We start from the raw sequence: 18,500 nt of genomic DNA on the forward strand, positions 1-18,500 counted from the left end.
GCTTAACAACAGTCAGCCTTCCTCGCTTGCGATCAAATGAAGGTCGGAGGTTTTTGGGGCGCTCGATAAGATGACTGTGTTTGCAGAGCAGGGCTATTTCATAAATCCTGACGAGCTTAATCTGTCCCGGTATACAGATTTGACACTTTCGGCTGACGGTTCAGTACTATTCGCGACGCATCTTTACGACGGCGGCATCCGGGCATTTCAAGTGTCTAACTCGGGCTTGTCTCAAATCGATTTTGCCTCTCATGCGGCTAATCCGGTGGCTGGGGCTGACCCAAACCTAGCGATCTTCAATGATAGGCTTTTGAGTGGTGGGGCGGCCGGGTTCAGCCGAGCGCGATTGATCAGCTCCAGCATGTATTGTTCGATCGCCGTCAACGACATGAGACCTCCACCAATTCAGTGGTTCCATTTGATATGATTGGTAAGCTGACTTAACGCCCACGCCTTGGCGTAAATCTGACTAGTCCCGAGAATTTTCCGAAATTGGGTACTCATTACACGGATCATTGGAATTTGAAGTTGCGGTCGATTTTCAGCTATGTAATCGTTTACGTAACCGATAAATGCTCTTTCGAATTGTAGAGCAGCTGGGAGGATTACATGAAAACGATCAAAGGCCCTGCGCTTTTTCTGGCGCAGTTCGCAGGCGATGAAGCGCCGTTCAATTCTTGGGATGCCATCACAAAATGGGCAGCAGATTGCGGTTACAAAGGCGTCCAAGTCCCAAGCTGGGACGGCCGCCTGTTTGGCCTCGACCAAGCAGCAGTATCAAAAGACTATTGCGATGAATGGAAAGGGCAGGCCGCCGCCAACGGGATTGAAGTGACCGAATTGTCGACGCACCTGCAAGGGCAATTGGTCGCCGTCCATCCCGCCTATGATGAAGCCTTTGATGGCTTTGCCGCAGAAGCTGTGCAAGGAAACCCGAAGGCCCGCCAAGAATGGGCGGTTGATCAGGTCAAGAAAGCCCTCTCAGCGTCCAAGAATTTGGGCCTCACCGAAATGGCGACCTTCTCCGGTGCTTTGGCGTGGCCTTACGTTTACCCGTGGCCGCAGCGCCCTGCGGGCCTTGTCGAACAAGCTTTTGATGAATTGGCAAAGCGCTGGGTGCCGATCCTTAATCATGCCGAAGAGAACGGTGTCGATGTGTGCTACGAAATCCATCCGGGGGAAGACCTGCACGACGGTGTGACTTATGAGATGTTCTTAGAACGCACAGGCAACCACGATCGCGCTTGCATGCTGTATGATCCAAGCCACTACGTTCTGCAGTGCCTCGACTACCTCGATCACATCGACATCTACAAAGACCGCATTCGCATGTTCCATGTGAAGGACGCCGAATTTGACCCAACTGGCCGCCAGGGCGTCTACGGCGGTTTCCAGTCATGGGTGGATCGCGCGGGGCGGTTCCGGTCGCTGGGCGACGGTCAGGTCGATTTCAAATCCATTTTCGCCAAGATGGCCGCCAATGATTTTGACGGCTGGGCTGTTGTTGAATGGGAATGCGCCTTGAAACATCCTGAGGATGGAGCCAGAGAGGGCGCAGAATTCGTCAAGGATCACATTATCCGCGTGACAGAACACGCCTTTGATGACTTTGCCGATGGCGGAGCGGATGCCGCGACGAATGCACGTATGATGGGAATCGACTGATGGCACGTATCAGACTTGGAATGGTTGGCGGCGGCAATGACGCCTTTATCGGCGCGGTGCACCGGATCGCGTCTCGGATTGACGATCGGTTTGAGCTTGTGGCGGGCGCTTTGTCGTCTACGCCCGAGAAAGCCATAGCGTCCGGGCAGGCGTTGGGCCTTGATCCAGATCGCACCTATGCGAACTTCACCGACATGGCAAAACGTGAGGCGCGTTTGAAGAACGGTATCGAAGCTGTTGCCATCGTGACCCCGAACCATGTGCACTACCCGGCCTCGCGTGAATTTTTGAAGCGCAACATCCATGTCATCTGTGACAAGCCGCTCACCTCGACCATGGCCGACGCAAAGAAACTGGTCGCTGCGGTTGAGAAATCGGATGCACTGTTCGTGTTGACCCACAACTACACTGGCTACCCGATGATGCGGCAGGCGCGTCAGATGGTGGCGGATGGCGATCTTGGCAAAATACGACTGGTACAGGTCGAATACCCGCAAGATTGGCTGACCGAAGCGGCGGAAGATGATGGTGTCAAACAAGCTGAATGGCGGACCGATCCAGCACGCTCGGGCGCGGGTGGCTGTGTTGGGGATATCGGAACGCATGCTTACAATCTGGCTGGCTTCGTCACCGGTTTACGTTTGGAAGAACTCGCTGCCGATCTGCACTCCTTCGTGCCGGGCCGTTTGCTGGATGACAACGTTAACGTCATGCTCCGCTATGAAGGCGGTGCGCGGGGAATGTTGTGGTCCAGCCAAGTCGCGCCCGGAAATGAGAACGGCCTGAAGCTGCGGGTTTATGGTGAAAAGGGTGGGATCGAGTGGACGCAAGCCGATCCAAACTACCTATGGTTCACACCGTTTGGTGAGCCAAAGCGCCTGATCACCCGCGGTGGTGCAGGATCAAACGCGGCCAGCCAGAAAGGCACACGCATCCCGCCCGGTCATCCTGAAGGCTACTTAGAGGGGTTCGCTAACATCTATTCCGAAGCAGCAGACGCAATTGAGGCGGCACGCGCTGGAAAATCGTCCGATGCGCTGTACCCAACCGTCGAAGATGGGCTAGATGGCATGAAGTTCATTCAGGCCTGCGTCGCATCCTCGAAACGCAACTCCGCTTGGTTGAAGCTCTAAAATTTCATCGAAGGAGACGCGACATGGCAAAAATCACATTCTTAGGCTTGGGTGTGATGGGATACCCCATGGCTGGTCATTTGCAGGCTGCCGGTCACGATGTGACGGTTTATAATCGTACCACCGCCAAGGCTGAAGCTTGGGCAAAAGAATACGGTGGAGCCTTCGCGCTAACTCCTGCCGAGGCTGTCGCCGGAGCCGACTTCGTTATGGCTTGCGTCGGAAACGACGATGATCTGCGGCAGGTCTGCGTCGGCGAAAATGGCGCGTTTCAAGCGATGCAAGAGGGCGCGATCTTCGTCGATCATACGACAGTGTCGGAAGCGGTCACAAAAGAGCTTTATGCGGTTGCGGAAGAAAAGGGTCTTTCCTTCGTGGATGCGCCGATTTCTGGTGGTCAAGCGGGTGCTGAAAACGCGGCCCTTTCGATCATGTGTGGCGGCGATCAAGCTGACTATGATCGTGCTGAGCCTGTCATGAATGTTTACGCCAAACTGTGCCGCCGGATCGGTGAAAGTGGCGCTGGTCAGTTGACCAAGATGTGCAACCAAATCGCCATCGCTGGTGTGGTGCAAGGTTTGGCGGAAGCGCTGCACTTTTCGCAAAAGGCGGGTCTCGATGGCCGCGCGGTTGTTGAGGTCATCAGCCAAGGTGCTGCTGGAAGTTGGCAAATGTCCAACCGGTACGAGACGATGCTGGACGATGAATACAACCACGGCTTTGCGGTTGATTGGATGCGCAAGGATCTGGGGATTTGTTTGTCGACTGCCGATGAAAACGGAGCGAGCTTGCCACTTACAGCGTTGGTCGATCAGTTCTACAAAGATGTGCAGAAACTGGGTGGCGGTCGTTGGGACACCTCGTCACTTTTGAAGCGATTGGTGGAAAACGGCTAGTGCGGCAATTTTGACCTCGTCATTTTCAGCGTCTCTGTTTATGCGGGCGGCAACAATGACGAGGTTAACAAATGAAGTATGTAGCAGCCGCCCTAATGTCTCTTCTCCCGATCAGTGCTTTCGCGCACGACTACGCGATTGACGGTCTCAAAGTTGCGCATCCGATTGCGAAGGCAACGACGGAAACGGCCCGTGCAAGCGCTGGTTATCTTTCGATTACCAACACGGGCGAAACTTCAGATCGACTAGTCGCAGTGGAGGCTGACTTTCCGCGCGTGATGGTTCACGACACAGTCGTCGAGGATGGTGTTGCAAGCATGGTGCATATGGACAGCATCACCCTTGAACCCGGCCAAACCGTTGTGTTCGAACCGGGTGGATTGCACGTTATGTTCATGGGTTTGTCAGATCAGATGATTGAAGGACAGAAGATCCCCGGAACTCTGATCTTTGAAAACGCAGGTCGGCTCGATATTGAATTCAACGTCGAGAATTTAGACGGCGACGCGCACGCCAACCACTAAGATTACTTGCGGCTCAGAAGGTCGAATTTCCTAAGCTTAACGTAAAGCGACTGTCGAGATAGCCCAAGCATTTCGGCAGCAGCAACACGGTTGTTCATCGTCAGTTCGACCGCAGTCTCGATGCACATCTTTTCGATAACGTTGGTGGTTTCCGCAACGATCTCTTTGAGTGTTGCGCTGCCAACCAATTCGACGACGGATTCCAAGCTTTCGTCGGCAACTGGTGCCTGAACACGGCTAACGTCAACGCGATTGGCATCTCTCATCACAAAGGCATAGACAACTTGATTGCTGCCAGCTTCGATAGAGCTTACCGCAACTTCGACGCCGCGCGGGCTGCCATAAGGCCCCGCCACTTTGGTCGCATACATGCGCATTTTGCCAGAACGACCAACGTTTTCAGTCATGACCTTTAGATCCACGCTCCCGCGCAGAAGATAGTCCGCAATTGGGGTGCCACGAATGCTTGCGCCGTGGGCGACGCCAAGAAGATCTAAGAAGCTCTCGTTCGCCGACAGTATCTTTCCTTCGTCCGACACGAATACCATAGCATCGGGGCTGGCTTGGTAGAGACCATGTAAATTGACTGAGAGCGCATCGGTCGGGCTGCTCTCTTCGCCAACATAATCCAGGCGGGCCAGAATCGTTCTTTGCCCAGCAACACGGAACATCGAAGCGAAGATATGGATCTTCTGACCGGTCGCTCCGTGAATAATATCAACCGGGACGGAGCTATCGGTCACAGCTTGCGAAGCTAGATTTTCGATCAACTCATCGGAATTTTTGATTTGCAGATGATCTGTCAACGTCGAGTTAATTAGTGCTTCTCGTTCGGAGCCCAGTGATCTTGCAGCGGCGGAGTTGATATCAACAATTCGACCATTGTGGCTGGTGATAAAAACAAAGCACTCGCTCGAGTTCTCCATCAAAACACGGAATCGCATATCGTATTCGCGGTGCGCTTCGATATCCCGCTCCAGCGCGATCTGCGATTGCACCAGTTGGTTCTGCATTTCGGCAATTGGCCGCAAATCACGGCCAAGCATCAAAATGGCTCCGTCAGGCCCAACGCGATGTAGGCTGTATCGAATAGGAATATCGTGACGGGTCTTTTCGTTACCGTGGTTCAGCTCAACCGGTCGAACTTGGCCGTCGCTTTCAATGAAGCTCTGCAAGCGCTCATCGAATTTTGCGATGCTTTCGACTGTCAGAAATTCACGAATGTCTCGACCTTCCAGCGAAACAATTTCTTCATAACCGGTTGTATCTTCGTTCATCAAAACGGACACAACCTGCCCGGTCTCATCAATAACGATACCAACGTCCGAAACTTGTGCGATGATGTCGCCTAGAATTTCTGGCGCAATCAGGGGAATGGAACCGCTGTTCCAATACTTCGTCCCGCGCGACGTCATTCGGTGATCCTTAGTATGTCGTTCCGCAGGATCATTTATTGACCAACTTCTTGGTGTTTGGGCAGTTGAGTTTTTAGTCCGCAAAGCGCTATCGCCTCATCTGGATCTTTTGACGCATGGTCGGCGCCGATGGCCGCACGGACGTCAGTTTCGGTTTCTAATATCGTACCACCAATTACGATCGGGGGCGGTTCCCCTATTTTTGTCCGCACAGATTCAACCATGCGGCGCAAATTATCAAGACTTTCGCCAATCGAAGCTGAAAGGAACAACGCGTCGTAGTCCCCCTGTTCCAGGGTTGTCACGATTTCATCATTCGTCGCGCCCAGAAGAAGCGTGACGCTTAGCCCCTTTCGCCGCAGCTGGCCGGCAAGAACCATTGCACCAAGAGTATGATAGATCTCCTTGCCCAAGGCCAAGAGGACGGTGGGTGCGTCTGGTTCCGCCAATGTGTCGCCTGCCCAGGCAGGGCCAAGATCGCGTAGCAAAGACTGCAGCCGAGATACGCCGATAGTAACACCTGCAAAGCTCATTTCATCTTTGCACCAGGCATCTCCCATTTGGCGGGCAAGCGCGGGTACATATAAATCAGCCAAGTCTTGAGGCGGTATTCCGGCATCAATGGCTTTGGCCATAGCTGCCTTCATCTCGCGTCGATCGCTACTCAAAGCAGCAAGGCTCAGAGCCACGAGAGAATTGCTATCGAGGGATGAGATATCGCCAACACCAAAGGCGCCGCCAGTAGACACTGGCCGCGGTTCTGTCGTCTTGGAATTGCGATACTCGGTCATCCGTGCATCCTACCTGCCGACCTCAATTAGGCCGACGCGTCGCATTCTCTCGCGAATATCCTGAAATGTCAAAGAACACTGGTGTCTGAGAAGACTGACGCCACGGCTTAAACCCCTAGTTTTGTCGTGCGAAAGCGGCTCCGCCCCCTGAAGTTGTAAACAATTTCAGTTAATTGACATGTCAGGTATAGTTGACAGATCGCGCCCTCTGAACCTAAGATTTACATAATAAAATGTCAGGGAAAGATTACATGACGATTATGAGCGATCAGCCAAAGGCTGTTGCGGCAGCGCCTCGGCGCGTGTCCGAACCGCTCTATACGCCCGAGCAACGGCAAAGGCGCGACGCAACCGTCTGGACGCTTGTTCAGGGCATCTTGGCGCCCCTGCAGTTTGTCGTCTTCCTTGTCTCTCTCGGCTTGGTCCTTCGCTACATGGCAACAGGTGTCGGTTATGATGCCGCGACTTGGTCGATTGTGATCAAAACGGCGATCCTTTTGACCATCATGGTCACAGGCGCAATCTGGGAAAAAGTCGTCTTCGGTCAGTATCTTTTCGCGCCCTCATTCTTCTGGGAAGACGTTTTTAGCTTTGCGGTTATCGCATTGCATTTATTATACATTTTCGGCCTTTGGTTTGAGTTATTCTCCCCTGACCAACTCATGCTCATCGCCTTGGCAGCCTATGCGGCTTACGTCATCAATGCCGGCCAATTTCTTTGGAAACTCAGACAGGCGCGCCTGCAAGCTGAGGTGCCGGTATGAACGATCTTTCTCCACCGACCGGCGGCGGATGTCGCAATACTCCAATCCTGAAAGAACGTGGCCAGCGGGAAGTCTTTTGTGGCCTGACAGGCATCATTTGGCTGCACCGCAAAATGCAGGATGCGTTCTTCCTCGTCGTCGGCTCGCGTACATGCGCGCACCTTCTTCAATCCGCCGCTGGGGTCATGATCTTTGCCGAACCGCGATTCGGGACAGCGATTCTCGAAGAGACTGACCTCGCCGGAATGGTCGATGCCCATGCCGAATTGGACCGTGAAGTCGCTCGATTGCTGGAAAGGCGCCCTGATATCCGGCAATTGTTTCTTGTCGGATCTTGTCCGTCCGAGGTCATCAAGCTCGATTTAGCGACCGCTGCCGAACGACTCACCAAAGTCTATGCGCCAAATGTTCGTGTCCTGAATTTTTCCGGCTCAGGCATCGAAACCACCTTTACGCAGGGTGAGGACGCCTGTTTGGCTTCCATGGTGCCGGTTTTGCCCGAATCGAACGAACGGCAATTGCTTGTCGCAGGTGCGCTGCCCGACGTGGTTGAAGACCAAATGATGGGCCTCTTTGAGCAGCTCGGCATCGGGCCAGTGAAACTGCTCCCAGCGCGAAACATCGACAACAACACGACTGTTGGGCCAAATACAGTTTACGCGCTCACGCAACCTTTCCTTGGTGACACTGCCGCCGCACTTGACCGACGCGGCGCGCGCCAAATCGCGGCACCTTTTCCCTTTGGTGAGGAAGGAACAACGGCATGGCTCGCCGCCATTGCGGAGGAATTTGGCGTCGACCGTGATCTCTTCGATCAAGTGACCGCAGCGCCTAGGGCACGAGCGCGAAAGGCCATTGCGCAAGCCGCTGAAAACTTGAACGGCAAATCGGTCTTCTTCATGCCCGATAGTCAGCTGGAGGTTCCGCTCGCACGTTTCCTGACGCGCGAGTGCGACATGACAGCAGTCGAGGTCGGCAGCCCCTACATCCACGACACGATCCACGGTCCCGACCTAGAGCTGATCCCTGCTGGCCCAACCATCAGCGAAGGCCAAGACGTCGACAAACAACTCGACCGCGTACGTAACGCCAGACCTGACCTGACGGTTTGCGGGCTTGGTCTTGCCAATCCGTTGGAGGCAGAAGGCCTTAGTACCAAATGGGCAATCGAACTCGTTTTCACGCCTGTTCATTTTTACGAGCAAGCCGGTGATCTTGCGGGCCTCTTCAGCCGTCCGCTTCGGCGGAAATCCAAACTCTCACTGGAGGCGGCGGAATGAAGCTCACCGTTTGGACATATGAAGGGCCGCCCCATGTCGGTGCCATGCGCGTTGCGACGGCGATGAAGGGTCTGCACTTCGTTCTGCATGCGCCGCAGGGCGACACCTACGCCGATCTTCTGTTCACGATGATCGAACGTCGCGACCACCGCCCGCCGGTGACATACACGACGTTCCAAGCCCGCGACCTTGGGTCTGACACCGCCAGCCTATTCAAAGACGCGGCGCAATCGGCAATGACCCACTTCGATCCAGAAGCGATGATTGTTGGCGCGTCTTGCACCGCGGAGTTGATCCAAGATGATCCGGGTGGCCTTGCGGAGACGATGGGCATCGACATTCCTGTCATCCCGCTGGAGCTGCCGAGCTATAGCCGCAAGGAAAACTTCGGTGCGGATGAGACCTTCTATCAGATTGTGAAATCGCTTTCGGTTGCGCAAGCAAAGACGGAACGGATCACCTGCAATATCCTCGGCCCAACCGCACTGGGCTTTCGCCATCGCGACGACGTTGAAGAATTGATCGGCCTTCTGTCTGAATGCGGGATCGATGTAAATGTCGTCGCCCCATTGAATGCAACGCCTTCCGACATCGCGTGTATTCCTGCCGCCCATTTCAACGTTCTTCTATACCCTGAAACGGGCGAAGCCGCCGCGCGTTGGCTCGAACGGACGCATGATCAGCCGTATACGAAAACTGTACCCATCGGCGTTGGCGCGACACGCGATTTCCTTGCCGAAGTCGCTCAGATCACTGGCCGCGACATTACCCCAGACGAAAGCCGCTTACGCCTGCCATGGTGGTCCAAATCGGTAGATAGCACCTACCTGACCGGTAAACGCGTCTTCATCTTTGGTGACGGAACGCATGTTGCCGCCCATGCGCGCATCGCGCGTGATGAAATGGGTTTTGAGGTTGTTGGCATCGGCTGTTTCAACCGCGAACAGGCCCGCAATATTCGTGCCTTGGCAAAGGAATACGGTGTCGAGGCACTGATAACCGAAGACTACCTCGAGGTCGAACAAACCATCGAAGCGCTCGCACCGGAAATGATCCTCGGCACGCAGATGGAACGTCACATCGGCAAGCGCCTTGGCATACCCTGCGCCGTGATCTCTGCCCCCGTTCATGTCCAAGACTTCCCCGCACGCTATTCCCCGCAGGTCGGGTTTGAGGGTGCGAATGTGATTTTCGATACGCTGGTTCATCCGCTCGTGATGGGACTGGAAGAACACCTACTAACGATGTTCCGTGAGGACTTTGAATTCCACGATGACGCAGGCGCCAGCCACCACGGCGGCAAGGCCGTTGAACGTTCAGAGACCGAAATCGAAGAAGCAGTCGCGAGCTCTGACAACGTTGTCTGGCTCAAAGACGCCGAACGCGAGCTGAAGAAAATCCCGTTCTTCGTCCGCGGCAAAGCGCGCCGCAACACCGAAAGTTTCGCCGCTGAGCGAGGGCTATCCGAAATTTCCATCGACACACTTTACGAGGCCAAAGCACACTTTGCGCGATGAGATGACATATCCCCCCTATCGGGTCGTGATTGTCACGCTCGATCAGCACGCCGCCGGTCCGGCTGCGCGTGTTGCGGATAGTCTTGCGCAGGATTTCCCCGGTCTCACCGTCAGCGTTCATGCCGCCGCCGAATGGGGTAAAAACCCACAGGCTTTGGCGGCGACGAAAGAGGCCGTGGCAACCGGCGATATTATCATCGCCAACATGCTGTTCCTTGAGGAGCATGTGCAGGCCATCCATGCCGATTTGCTGGCGCGCCGCGATGATTGCGATGCCTTGGTTGGCATGATTGCAGACACCGATATTGTGAAGCTGACAAAACTCGGCGATCTGGACATGTCCAAACCGTCCAGCGGTGTGATGTCGCTGCTCAAGAAACTGCGCGGCAAATCGAAACCGGGCGCTGGTTCGGGTGCGAAGCAACTCAAGACACTGCGCCGTTTGCCCAAGATTTTGAAGCTAATCCCTGGCAAAGCGCAGGACGTCCGTGCGTGGTTCCTCTCGATGCAATATTGGCTCGGTGGGTCGGATGACAACGTTGAGGGAATGATCCGTTACCTAGTTGGACGGTATGCGCAGCGGGATGGCTGGGGCGACATCGCAGCGCCACTGCCAATCGATTATCCTGAGGTGGGTTTATATCATCCAGACCTTCCGGATCACCACATCACAACCGAACTGGCGGAACTGCCGTCTCCAGCCGCACCGGTCGCCACGGTCGGTTTGCTGATGTTGCGGTCCTACATCCTTGCGTCTGACGCGGCACACTATGACGCTGTGATCCGGTCGTTCGAAGCCGCGAATATCCGCGTCATTCCAGCCTTTGCTGGCGGTTTGGATGGGACGCCTGCGATCGAAACCTACCTTGCGGGCAACATCGATGCGATGGTGTCGCTCACCGGTTTCTCTCTGATCGGTGGCCCGGCCTATAACGACAGCGATGCGGCTGTGGCCCTGCTTCAAAAGCTGAACGTGCCCTACATCGCGGCTCAACCGCTTGAGTTCCAGACGCTCGATCAATGGGCACAGAGCGGTCAGGGTCTTGGCCCAGTCGAAACGACGATGCTTGTCGCTTTGCCAGAGATCGACGGCGCAACCAATCCAACGGTGTTTGCCGGTCGTCACGGCGAAAGTGGCTGTTCTGGCTGTGCTGAGAACTGCGCGGCAGCAGGCACTCTAAAGACTATGGCGCCGTGTCCGGAAAGGATCGCCGCTCTGACGGCACGCGCCAAGAAGTTGGCTGTTCTGCGCCGCAAGGAAAACGCGAAAAAGACAGTTGGGATTGTCCTCTACGGATTCCCACCAAACGCCGGAGCCGTCGGAACAGCCGCCTATCTCAGCGTCTTTGAATCGCTTCACAACACCCTGACCCAGATGAAGCGGGATGGTTACGATCTGGACGTCCCAGAGACAGTTGATGACCTTCGCGCGCTTGTACTTGATGGCAACGCAAAACAATACGGACAAGAAGCTAACGTCGCCGCCCATGTGGTGGCGGAGGACATCGTCCGTAACACGCCATGGCTTTCCGACATTGAAGAGGTGTGGGGCCCTGCACCCGGTCGCATTCAATCCGACGGGCAGGGTGTGTTCATCCTTGGCGCCCAGCTTGGCAAAGTGTTCATCGGCGTCCAACCGACCTTTGGGTATGAGGGCGACCCGATGCGGTTGCTGTTCGAAAAAGGCTTCGCGCCGACCCATGCGTTTGCACAATTCTATCTTTGGATTCGGAACACCCTTCAGGCAGACGCCGTGCTTCATTTCGGGATGCACGGCGCGCTTGAATTTATGCCCGGAAAACAATCCGGGCCTTCGGAAAGCTGCTGGCCGGATCGGCTGATTGGCGATTTGCCCAACATCTATCTTTATGCGGCGAATAACCCTTCAGAGGCCTCGCTCGCCAAGCGGCGCAGCAATGCAATCACCGTCACCCATATGACACCGCCTTTGGCGCAGGCGGGTCTCTATAAGGGTCTGTCCGAGCTGAAAGAGAGCCTTGTTCGGTGGCGTGCGATGGAGCCAAACGATCCGGCGCGCGATGATCTGTCCGCCTTGATCCGTGATCAAGCGAATGCCGTCGACCTGAACGCACGCGATATCGAAAAGCTGTGGCTGACCGTATTGGAAACCGAAGGTTCTTTGATCCCAGACGGTTTGCATATCTTCGGGAAACCGCTGACTGATGCCGCGAAGTTTGATCTGTTGAACTTGATGCCCGCTGAGGCCCGTAAAATAGCTGAGCCGCTCTTAGGCGACGATCACGAGTTACCCGCCTTGATGCGCGCGCTGTCTGGCGAATTCATAGCGCCAGTTCCCGGTGGTGATATCATCCGCAGCCCCGAAATCCTACCTACGGGCCGAAACATTCACGCCTTTGATCCGTTCCGTATGCCGACCGCATTTGCTGTTTCAGAAGGGTCTAAACAAGCGGATTTGTTGCTTGAAACCCATGAGACTTTGCCGCGCACAGTCGCCATGGTGCTTTGGGGGTCGGACAATATCAAATCCGACGGCACGCCGATTTCTCAGGCACTTGCCTTGATGGGAGCGAAGCCACGGTTCGACAACTATGGTCGCCTTGCTGGGGCAGACTTGATCCCGCTTGAAAAACTGGGGCGGCCGCGCATCGACGTAGTGATGACGCTGTCCGGCATTTTCCGCGACTTGCTGCCGCTGCAGACCAAAATGCTGGCTGAGGCGGCGCTGAAATGCGCGGAATTGGATGAACCACTCGACCAGAATTACATCCGTGCTCATGCCCTCGCCTATGCGGAGGAGATGGGCTGCGATTTGGAAACGGCAGCGCTGCGCGTCTTCTCAAATGCGGAAGGCGCCTATGGCTCTAACGTCAATCAGTTGATTGATAGTTCTGCCTTTGGCGATGAAGACGAACTCGCCGATGCCTATGAGGCGCGCAAGAGCTTTGCTTACGGGGTTAATGGCAAGGCCGAACAGAATGCGGAGCTTTTGCAAAAGGCTCTGAAAGACGTCGATCTTGCCTACCAAAACCTTGAGTCTGTTGAGCTTGGTGTCACCACAGTAGACCACTACTTCGACACGCTTGGTGGGATCGCTCGTGCGGTGAAGCGTGCCAAAGGTGGCGAAGAAGCTCCCGTTTACATTGGCGACCAGACCCGCGGCGGGGCGAAGGTTCGGACCTTGCAAGATCAGGTCGCTTTGGAAACACGCAGCCGCAGCCTCAATCCGAAGTTTTACGAAGGGTTGCTGAAGCACGGGCATGAAGGTGTGCGCCAGATCGAAGCGCAGATCACCAATACCATGGGATGGTCCGCGACGACCGGCGAAGTGGAGCCATGGGTTTATCAAAGACTTAGCGAAACATTCGTGCTGGACGAAAGCATGAGGGAGCGTTTGGCGGCGCTTAATCCACAAGCATCGATGCGCATGGCGAACCGGTTACTGGAAGCGTCTGACCGTGACTATTGGGCGCCGGATGCAGAGACGTTGGAAGCCCTGCAAGACGCGGCGGACACGCTGGAAGATAGAGTTGAAGGAGTCGCTGCGGAGTAGCGATCAAAGAGAAGGAAGGAGGCTCAGATGAGCCCCAAAGACAACGTACCGGTCCTGAAGGGCCAAGATGGCGAAGGCTCCGTTCAGGTGCATCAAGACGCCAGTATGAAGATCGAAGGCGCAAAGGTTTTCAGTGTCTACGGCAAGGGCGGGATTGGGAAATCTACGACCTCCTCCAACCTGTCTGCGGCGTTCTCGAAACTCGGCAAACGGGTGCTACAAATCGGGTGTGATCCTAAGCATGACAGTACATTCACACTCACTGGATCGCTTGTTCCAACTGTCATCGACATCCTGAAAGAGGTCGATTTCCACGCAGAAGAACTCCGCCCAGAAGACTTCGTTTTCGAGGGCTTCAACGGTGTGAAATGTGTCGAGGCCGGCGGCCCTCCGGCAGGGACTGGTTGCGGTGGCTATGTCGTTGGCCAGACAGTGAAATTGCTGAAACAGCACCACATGTTGGAAGATACAGATGTGGTCATCTTTGACGTGCTCGGCGACGTTGTTTGCGGTGGTTTTGCAGCTCCACTCCAACACGCTGACAGAGCCTTGATCGTGACAGCCAATGACTTTGACAGCATCTACGCGATGAACCGCATTATCGCGGCGGTTCAGGCGAAGTCGAACAACTACAAAGTGCGTCTTGCGGGGTGCGTTGCAAACCGGTCTCGCGAGACAGATGAGGTGGATCGCTACTGCAAAACCGTTGGCTTCAACCGCATCGCTCATATGCCCGATTTGGATGCGATTCGGCGGTCTCGATTGAAGAAGAAAACACTCTTTGAAATGCCCGATGACGAGGAAATCGTTCAGGTCCGCAAAGAGTATATCCGGCTGGCCGAAACGCTGTGGAACGGGACCGAACCCTTAGCCCCAGCGCCGATGGAAGACCGCGATATTTTCGAACTTTTGGGGTTTGATTGATCGATGACGAGTTATTCCGCCACCCGTGACCGTGTCGAAGATTATTTCGACCGCACCGCGACCAAAACATGGGAGCGTCTGACCTCTGACGCGCCGGTGTCGGGTGTGCGTGCGACGGTACGTGCGGGGCGGGATCAGATGCGGGCGCTGATGTTGCGACAACTGCCAGAAGACTTGACCGGTATGCGCATTTTGGATGCTGGCTGCGGGACGGGCGCGATGGCGGTTGAATTGGCCCAGCGCGGTGCGCAAGTGGTGGCTGTTGATATTTCGCCCGCTTTGATCGAGATCGCTAAACAGCGTGTTCCATCGAATGTAGCCAATCGCATTGAATGGGTTGCGGGCGATATGCTCGACAATACGTCCGGTCGGTTTGATCATGCCTTGGCGATGGATTCGCTGATCTACTACGATGCAGATGACATCGCCGCACTATTGAACAAAGCTATCGAACGGATCGACGGCAAGTTCATCTTCACGCTCGCCCCGCGCACGCGGATGCTGATGGTGATGTGGCGCGTTGGTAAACTGTTCCCGCGCAAAGATCGCAGCCCAACCATGGTGCCGCATACGACTGCTGGGATCGCCACGGCGTTGCGGTCTTCTGGTTCTAAGGGACCGCTGAAAGAGATCGAGCGGATTAAGTCGGGTTTCTACATCTCGACCGCCTTTTCATATGAGGGGGCAAAATAGTGTTTATCAGAGCTGAAACCGTCAAAAAGATTTCAACTGATCTGCTGCCATTTTCGGACGCAGTGAGCGAGGACCTCCCACTCTCTCAACTCCTGCGGATGTCGCTGTTCCAATTCTCGGTTGGGATGGCGGCAGTCATGTTGCTGGGCACCCTTAACCGCGTGATGATCGTGGAGCTTTCGGTGCCAGCCTTTGTTGTGGCGATTATGATTGCGATCCCTGTTTTGGTCGCACCGTTCCGTGCTCTGCTGGGCTTCCGGTCCGATACCTACAAAAGCGCGATTGGTTGGAAGCGGATTCCATATCTTTGGTTTGGCTCTCTCTATCAGTTTGGTGGATTGGCCATCATGCCAATGGGCCTTTTGGTTCTCAGTGGCTCACAAGCGATTGGCCCGACATGGGCGGGCGAAGTCGGAGCGGCACTTGCGTTTCTGTTGACCGGCCTCGGAATGCATATGACCCAAACCGCCGGTCTGGCCTTGGCCGCAGATCGTGCGACGGAAGAAACGCGGCCTAAGGTCGTGGCACTGCTATATGTGATGTTCCTGATCGGGATGGCGTTTAGCGCTTTGATCATTGGAGCCTTGTTGCGCGACTTTAGCGAATTGCGTCTGGTGCAGGTGGTGCAAGGCACTGCGGTCGTGACGCTTCTTCTGAACCTGATCGCGCTGTGGCGGCAGGAACGTGTGCGTCCGATGAGCAAAGAAGAACGCGCAGAGCCACGACCATTGTTCAAAGACGCATGGAACGATTTGGTTTCGGGCGGCTCCGCTGGCCGCCTGTTGTTGGTCGTGTTCCTTGGGACCATGGCGTTCAATATGCAGGACGTGCTGTTGGAGCCTTACGGCGGTGAAATCCTTGGCCTGTCCGTTTCGGCTACCACCTTGATGACCGCCACCTGGGCGGCTGGCGCATTGGTTGGCTTTGCCATCGCGGCCCGTTGGTTGGCCGCGGGGATCAGCACCTACCGCATGGCCGCGCGTGGCATCCTGTTTGGGCTTGCAGCCTTTAGCGCGGTGATCTTTGCCGCGCCGTTTAACTCACCTTGGTTGTTCTACATCGGGGCAACCTTCATCGGATTTGGCGGCGGTTTGTTTGGGGTTGCGACCCTGACCGCTGCGATGACTTTACCGACCACAGGGATGGCTGGTCGGGGACTCGCCTTAGGCGCTTGGGGGGCTGCACAGGCCACCGGCGCAGGGCTGTCCATCTTTATCGGGGGAGCCTTGCGCGACCTTGTAAACCATGCCGCCGGGAACGGCATTTTGGGAGAGGCGCTCGCCACGCCAACCACCGGCTATTCTGTCGTGTACCACACGGAGATTGGCCTTCTTTTCGTAACCCTGATTGTCCTTGGACCCTTGGTAAAGGTCCGGGCCATGACAACGGAAACCTCTGCCAAGCTCGAGCTGGCAGACTTCCCGACCTGACCACTGAAAGGAATATACAATGGTTGGAGAAACATTCTTTGGAGACTTTGATCTGGCGAGCGCTGCGATATGGCTCTTCTGGATCTTCTTTGCGGGGCTGGTGTACTACCTCCAGACCGAGAACATGCGCGAAGGCTATCCGCTGACGGATGATGACGGGTCGGCCTCTGCCGGACCGGGCATCTTTCCAACGCCAAAAGACAAGACCTTCCATCTGCGCGATGGCCGCGGTGAGGTGACGGTGCCAAGCGGGCAAAACCCAGATCGGTCAGATCTTGCTTTGGCGCAATCGTCAGAGTCTGCCGGATCGCCATACGTTCCAACGGGTGATCCGATGATGGATGGCGTTGGGCCTGCATCCTGGGCGCCACGCCGTGATGTGCCTGAATTGGACGCGCATGGGCATGTGAAGATCCGCCCAATGTCGATGCTTGAGGACTTTCAGGTTTCGGCTGGTCGTGATCCGCGCGGCTTGGCGGTTGTTGGTGGCGACACAGAGGTCGTTGGTCGCGTGATCGATATGTGGGTCGACGTGCCTGAACAGATGGTTCGTTATCTGACGGTTGATCTGAACCCTGAAGGGTCCGGCAAGACACGTCTGATCCCGATGAACTTGGCCAAGATCAGCAGCGACCGTGTGACGGTACGCTCGCTTCATGCTCACAATTGGGAAGGTGTTCCGACCACGAAAGCGGCGGATCAAGTCACCCTTCTGGAAGAAGAAAAGATCACAGCCTACTACGCGGGCGGCACCATGTACGCCAATCCGCAGTGATCTAAGACCTACCGGCCCTGCTTTGGTAGGGCCGGTTCCACCAGCCAACGGGGGAACGATATGAGCCACGATGACTTCAATTTCGAGCCGATCCGCGGGTTGCCCGAACAGCTACCCGAGGGGGAGTATATCTTGTGGCAAGGCGCCCCTGATTTCCGCCGTTTGGCGCGTGAGGCGTTGGGCGTGCGTTGGGTCATGGCCTATTTCGCGATCCTTATTGTGTGGCGGGTTGGGGTGTCTTCGACGGAAAACCCCCTATCAGTATCCATATCGCACGCGGTTCCGTTTATCGTCGCTGCTACGATTACCTGCGCTTTGGTCTATTTGCTGGCCTACGTTCAGGCACGGTCCACTGTCTACACGCTTACCAACAAGCGTGTCGCGATGCGGATAGGAGCGGCGCTGACGATGACTCTGAACCTTCCATATACTTGGATCGGGACGGCGCAGTTGGATCTGAAGAAATCAGGTCACGGCACACTCGTGATGGAGCTGATTGGAGAGACGCGCCTGTCCTATCTGATGACCTGGCCGCACGTAAAGCCGTGGTCGATGGCGCGGACGAAACCTGCGCTGCGGTGCATCCCTGAGGCTGAAAAGGTCGCTCAGATTTTTGCAGACGCGGCAGAAACGCGGGTCTCTGAACCGCAGATATCAAGAAAACCAACCGGTCCGTCCGGTCAAGTTCCAGCGGAGTAAGCCATGTCTCAACTCGAACAACAGATGCGGCATCGCGACAAGGAGATGGTCCCGACCCTCCTTGTCAAAGCGATGTTTGGCTTGATGCTGGCGACGACAGGGATCGTGGCCTATGCGCAGTGGTCTGGCACGCCAGACGTTGGCGTTTTAGAAGCCGCACCGATTGAGAAAAGCCGCGAGATCGTTCTGATCGGGGATCGCAGCGGTGTCTATACCGCACAAGAACTCGACGGAACCGTTTTGGCTGTCTCATCAGACTCAAAAGCTGGCTTTTTGGGCGTTATGGGCCGCGTAGTTGATCGCGAACGGATGCTGCAAGACAGATCATCAGACGCGCCGATCACTGTTGTGCGCCGCACCAATGGCAACACCGCAATCTTAGATGAAACGACGGGTATGGCCGTCGAGCTGATCGGCTATGGCGCCGATAACGTAGCTGCGTTCGCGCAGTTTTTGGACTGA

16 protein-coding genes are annotated in these 18,500 nt (G+C 55.6%); 14 read left to right on the forward strand and 2 right to left on the reverse strand.

Annotated elements, in window-relative coordinates:
- Window positions 1–609 precede the first annotated feature (609 nt).
- From BUA85_RS11805 to BUA85_RS11820, 4 genes are all read left to right on the forward strand, one after another.
- Window positions 610–1,665, forward strand: a complete 1,056-nt coding sequence (locus tag BUA85_RS11805; protein WP_072901339.1) for a sugar phosphate isomerase/epimerase family protein — start codon at window positions 610–612, stop codon at window positions 1,663–1,665.
- Window positions 1,665–2,798: a Gfo/Idh/MocA family protein gene (locus BUA85_RS11810; protein ID WP_072901341.1), complete on the forward strand. Its 1,134-nt coding sequence runs from the start codon at window positions 1,665–1,667 to the stop codon at window positions 2,796–2,798. Before BUA85_RS11805 ends, BUA85_RS11810 begins: the two co-directional genes overlap by 1 nt.
- Window positions 2,783–3,694, forward strand: a complete 912-nt coding sequence (locus BUA85_RS11815; RefSeq protein ID WP_278246406.1) for an NAD(P)-dependent oxidoreductase — start codon at window positions 2,783–2,785, stop codon at window positions 3,692–3,694. Before BUA85_RS11810 ends, BUA85_RS11815 begins: the two co-directional genes overlap by 16 nt.
- 71 nt (window positions 3,695–3,765) lie before the next feature.
- Window positions 3,766–4,218 carry a copper chaperone PCu(A)C gene (locus tag BUA85_RS11820; RefSeq protein WP_072901345.1) on the forward strand — a complete coding sequence of 151 codons (453 nt, stop codon included), beginning with the start codon at window positions 3,766–3,768 and terminating at the stop codon, window positions 4,216–4,218.
- A 2-nt stretch (window positions 4,219–4,220) separates the two neighbouring features.
- On the opposite strand, the gene ppsR is transcribed toward BUA85_RS11820, so the two are convergent.
- Together ppsR and BUA85_RS11830 are read right to left on the reverse strand one after the other, a co-directional pair.
- Window positions 4,221–5,633: a transcriptional regulator PpsR gene (gene ppsR, locus BUA85_RS11825; protein ID WP_072901347.1), complete on the reverse strand. Its 1,413-nt coding sequence runs from the start codon at window positions 5,631–5,633 to the stop codon at window positions 4,221–4,223.
- Between the two features lie 35 nt (window positions 5,634–5,668).
- Complete coding sequence (locus BUA85_RS11830; RefSeq protein ID WP_083526267.1) at window positions 5,669–6,424, reverse strand: cobalamin B12-binding domain-containing protein; 756 nt, start codon at window positions 6,422–6,424, stop codon at window positions 5,669–5,671.
- Between the two features lie 260 nt (window positions 6,425–6,684).
- Between BUA85_RS11830 and bchF the strand changes: the two genes are divergently transcribed.
- From bchF to puhC, 10 genes are read left to right on the forward strand one after another with little or no spacing between them, the layout of a single operon-like run.
- A complete protein-coding gene (gene bchF / locus BUA85_RS11835; protein WP_072901508.1) occupies window positions 6,685–7,188 on the forward strand; it encodes a 2-vinyl bacteriochlorophyllide hydratase in 504 nt (167 codons plus the stop codon).
- Window positions 7,185–8,468 (forward strand): ferredoxin:protochlorophyllide reductase (ATP-dependent) subunit N, encoded by a 1,284-nt coding sequence (locus BUA85_RS11840; RefSeq protein ID WP_072901348.1) that lies wholly within the window; start codon window positions 7,185–7,187, stop codon window positions 8,466–8,468. Before bchF ends, BUA85_RS11840 begins: the two co-directional genes overlap by 4 nt.
- Window positions 8,465–9,985, forward strand: a complete 1,521-nt coding sequence (bchB, locus tag BUA85_RS11845; RefSeq protein WP_072901350.1) for a ferredoxin:protochlorophyllide reductase (ATP-dependent) subunit B — start codon at window positions 8,465–8,467, stop codon at window positions 9,983–9,985. Before BUA85_RS11840 ends, bchB begins: the two co-directional genes overlap by 4 nt.
- Window position 9,986: 1 nt before the next feature.
- Window positions 9,987–13,517 (forward strand): magnesium chelatase subunit H, encoded by a 3,531-nt coding sequence (locus BUA85_RS11850; RefSeq protein ID WP_072901351.1) that lies wholly within the window; start codon window positions 9,987–9,989, stop codon window positions 13,515–13,517.
- A gap of 27 nt (window positions 13,518–13,544) precedes the next feature.
- On the forward strand, window positions 13,545–14,441 hold the full coding sequence (gene bchL, locus BUA85_RS11855; RefSeq protein WP_072901353.1) for a ferredoxin:protochlorophyllide reductase (ATP-dependent) iron-sulfur ATP-binding protein: 897 nt from the start codon (window positions 13,545–13,547) through the stop codon (window positions 14,439–14,441).
- Window positions 14,442–14,444: 3 nt separating this feature from the next.
- Window positions 14,445–15,134: a magnesium protoporphyrin IX methyltransferase gene (gene bchM / locus BUA85_RS11860; RefSeq protein ID WP_072901354.1), complete on the forward strand. Its 690-nt coding sequence runs from the start codon at window positions 14,445–14,447 to the stop codon at window positions 15,132–15,134.
- Window positions 15,134–16,564 (forward strand): PucC family protein, encoded by a 1,431-nt coding sequence (locus BUA85_RS11865; RefSeq protein WP_072901356.1) that lies wholly within the window; start codon window positions 15,134–15,136, stop codon window positions 16,562–16,564. The genes bchM and BUA85_RS11865 overlap by 1 nt, the downstream gene beginning before the upstream one ends.
- Window positions 16,565–16,583: 19 nt before the next feature.
- Window positions 16,584–17,339: a photosynthetic reaction center subunit H gene (puhA, locus tag BUA85_RS11870; protein ID WP_072901357.1), complete on the forward strand. Its 756-nt coding sequence runs from the start codon at window positions 16,584–16,586 to the stop codon at window positions 17,337–17,339.
- A 60-nt stretch (window positions 17,340–17,399) separates the two neighbouring features.
- Window positions 17,400–18,038, forward strand: a complete 639-nt coding sequence (puhB, locus tag BUA85_RS11875) for a photosynthetic complex putative assembly protein PuhB (RefSeq protein ID WP_072901358.1) — start codon at window positions 17,400–17,402, stop codon at window positions 18,036–18,038.
- Window positions 18,039–18,041: 3 nt separating this feature from the next.
- Entirely contained in the window at window positions 18,042–18,500 is a 459-nt protein-coding gene (puhC, locus tag BUA85_RS11880; RefSeq protein WP_072901360.1) for a photosynthetic complex assembly protein PuhC, read from the forward strand.

Source organism: Cognatiyoonia sediminum, assembly GCF_900129845.1.
GTDB classification, from domain to species: domain Bacteria; phylum Pseudomonadota; class Alphaproteobacteria; order Rhodobacterales; family Rhodobacteraceae; genus Cognatiyoonia; species Cognatiyoonia sediminum.